Source organism: Microbulbifer sp. 2205BS26-8 (genome assembly GCF_030731025.1).
Taxonomy (GTDB): domain Bacteria; phylum Pseudomonadota; class Gammaproteobacteria; order Pseudomonadales; family Cellvibrionaceae; genus Microbulbifer; species Microbulbifer spongiae.
The window spans coordinates 1-3093 of sequence record NZ_JAVAMR010000096.1; the positions used below are offsets into that span (position 1 = coordinate 1).

Annotated in this window: 2 protein-coding genes and 2 pseudogenes; 1 reads left to right on the forward strand and 3 read right to left on the reverse strand. The window is 46.0% G+C overall.

Annotated elements, in window-relative coordinates; translation table 11 throughout:
- The first annotated feature begins 387 nt into the window (after positions 1-387).
- Positions 388-1234: pseudogene (locus Q5Y71_RS16490) on the forward strand (IS5 family transposase).
- A gap of 343 nt (positions 1235-1577) precedes the next feature.
- On the opposite strand, the pseudogene Q5Y71_RS16495 reads toward Q5Y71_RS16490, so the two are convergent.
- The 3 genes and pseudogenes from Q5Y71_RS16495 to Q5Y71_RS16505 form a co-directional block, all read right to left on the reverse strand.
- A pseudogene (locus Q5Y71_RS16495) lies at positions 1578-1865 on the reverse strand (integrase core domain-containing protein); the annotation flags it as partial.
- A 34-nt stretch (positions 1866-1899) separates the two neighbouring features.
- A complete protein-coding gene (locus tag Q5Y71_RS16500; RefSeq protein ID WP_306043177.1) occupies positions 1900-2334 on the reverse strand; it encodes a hypothetical protein in 435 nt (144 codons plus the stop codon).
- Positions 2335-2518: 184 nt separating this feature from the next.
- Positions 2519-3093: hypothetical protein (locus Q5Y71_RS16505; protein ID WP_306043178.1), on the reverse strand; the 575-nt coding region annotated here is incomplete at its 5' end.

Here is a 3093-nt window from a genome sequence, read left to right on the forward strand (position 1 = left end):
TTAGGCGGTGTTTGTGGTAGGACTCCACACTATAATGAACCGGATAGCCGCCGGGTTAATAATAGCTTTAGTTTTGGTTATGCCGAACGGTAAAACATTATCGACACAGGGAACATATATAAAGCATTAAAAAAGTCAACAAAAAAGTTAGGGTATTGTAATTCTAAAATCTGGCACATCTGTACCAGAGTTGTACCGCGAGCACGGTATGAGTTCTGCTACGTTCTACAAGTGACGGGCCTAGGAATCTCTGAATAATTCTCCAAGTATCGGATAGAATCGTACTCCTCCTCAAGGCTACCCAAAATCATGCATCAAGTCACCTTCGTCGAAACCGAATACCGCAGCAAGCGCTGTCAAACACAGCGCGAAAAATTTCTGGCAAAGATGGATGCGCTCATTCCCTGGCAGCGCCTGCGCGACCGTAGTGAGCCCTTCTACCACAACAACGACCGCGGCCCGCGGGCGTATTCGCTGGATGTCATGCTGCGCATTCACTGCATGCAGCTGTTTTACAACCTCAGCGACCCAGCAATGGAAGATGCGCTCTACGAAATAGAATCTATGCGCAATTTCGCCGGGCTGCACTTGGCGGGCAGAATTCCGAATGAAACCACTATCCTTAACTTCCGCCACCTGCTGGAAAAGAACGACCTTGGGCGCAAACTTTTCGAAGAGATCAACGGCTATTTGCGGGAAAAAGGCATGATGTTGCGCGAGGGCACCATCGTCGATGCCACCATTATTTCTGTATCCAGCTCGACAAAAAAACCAAGCCAAAGAACGCGATCCGGAAATGCATCAAACCAAAAAAGGCAACACCTGACACTTCGAAATGAAAGCGCACATTGGTACCGACGACGTGCTTGGACTTATCCACAGCCTCGAAACCACGGCCGCCAATGCGCACGACGTGACAGCGACAGAACAACTGTTGCATGGCGAGGAAAGGCGTGTGTGGGGTGATTCCGGCTATATCGGTGCCGAGAAGCGTGAGGAATTAAAAGATAAGGAGGTTGAGTGGCATATCGCCATGAAACCGAGCAAGCTGAAGACGCTGCCGGGCAAAGAAGAGCTGAAGGCGGCGGAAAAAATCAAAGCGCAGATCCGAGCTAAAGTGGAGCACCCGTTCCGCTATATCAAATGCATCTTTGGCTACCGCAAAGTGCGCTACCGGGGCCTGGAGAAAAATACCCAAGCCTGTGCCTGTTGGCGGGCTTCACCAATTTATTGATTGGGAAAAAATATCTGCCCGCATAGGGGCAGTGCGCCCAAAATTCGTGAAAAGCGGATTTTGGGTGGGAAAACGGGGGTTATTTGCTATGAAAATGTGATTTTTGACTGATCTTTGATCAATTTCTCCCGTTTTGGTGTAGGAGCTCGGGAGGAAGGTGAATTAATCAGAGGTTTCCTAACCCGGATTTTGCACGGCTAGCTTCACACCGCAGCATTTTAGAGTTATTGTCAAATCTGGTGTTCAGAGGCATGGATCAAGCGGCGACCTTGTTTGATTTGTAGTAGTTCAGACTTGATCTGACAGTTACCGGTTTTTCTGACGGTGCTCTGTCAGGTCAGGTTCAGTTCACGAACTTTTCCATCCAGATCTTTTTGCCATCTTCAAGCGTTTGTACTGGCCTACGGCCACAGCACTTCCTGCCTTGGTGGGTTCGTTCATTATTGTAATAATTGAGCCATTCGTCTAGATCCATCTGCAGATCCTCCAGCGAGCCATAAATCTTGCGTCGTAGTGACGGCTGATAAAACTCCTGCAGAATAGTCTTGTGAAATCGCTCACAGATACCATTCGTTTGTGGATGCCGGGCTTTCGTCTTCGTATGTTCAATCTCATTCACACTTAGATACAGTGATCAGCCCCACCAAGGTGGTCCAGTTTAAATGTTAGTGCTCTACAGTTTTCACTCCCTCGCCACCTAGACGTGTTGCAAAATACCCCATAATCAATCCAATAATGGCGCCTTCAAGTGTAAACCAAAAAGGGGAATGGAAGGTGTTGTTATCGCCGAAGGCAGAAATTAGTACAGCCTGCATAGTATCAAATGCAAAAAAAGTGAGTACAAAATTCATCCAGGCCCCCAATAAAGGCGCCCTAAACCACCAAGGGAAAGGTAATTTTAATATGGGATGGTAGGTAAAGACTCCAAAAACCCCAATAATGGCTCCAAGAGTAGTATACCACAGTAAAATTCCCCACCTGAGCAGCCAATCACTTTCTGGATAAAAGTAAGGTAAAAAGACAAATCCGACGAGCCCGAATAAAACGCCAATAATTTTGCCAACTGCCAAGCGTGTAATTAATGATGGATTCTCGAACATAGATTGTTCTCCTGTAATGACAACTAGTACTTAGCAATATCAGCAAGCATTGTACCCATAAAATCCGGGTGGTAATTAATACGTAGTGCTAGACAAGAATACCACATTTTCACACTCTGCTGGATACATAGACTTGTCCTTATGTAGGTTCAGGCTGTTCAAGGGTATAGGCTTATACGGCCCTTCAACATATACTACAAGCCTGATCCCAGTAGTTCTTTCTCTTCGGTACCGTTACCTCACCGTTACTATTCACTTCTGCAGTGCAATCATTGGCTAAAAAGTTGGCCTTTGGTCCCGCTTCAGATAGCCTGAAAAGTTCATTCGTATCCATTGTTGACTCACTTGCCATAGCCTGGATAAGTGCATCAAGTGTATTTTCATGGCTGCCCTTGGGCATGCTTCTATCAGAATAGGGAACGTTTTTTATGTGAGTGTCAGGTGCTGTCTGTAGCGCACAGGGTTCGATTTTTAGGTTGCTGGGGTCACCGAGTTCGGAAAGCGTATTTCTAAAATTTTTCCTGAATAAATCTTCGGTTTCAATTTCCCGGTGGGCCATTCCGACGCCGATTACTTCATTGTGCTGGTCGAGTACTTTAAAAACAAGTGCGCTGCAATATGTGAGGTGTCCTGAATACAGTTTACCGGCTTGACCTTTTTTAAGGATTTGTGTCATTCCCATTCCTACCATAATCCGTGGCGTAAACATTGTATACTCCTTCAGTATGTGTTTTTGATAAATTTCTAAAATGAGTGGTT

Bases quoted from the DNA above. Each gene is read 5' to 3' on its own strand.
- Q5Y71_RS16500 (WP_306043177.1), bottom strand. From the start codon at position 2,334: ATGTTCGAGAATCCATCATTAATTACACGCTTGGCAGTTGGCAAAATT.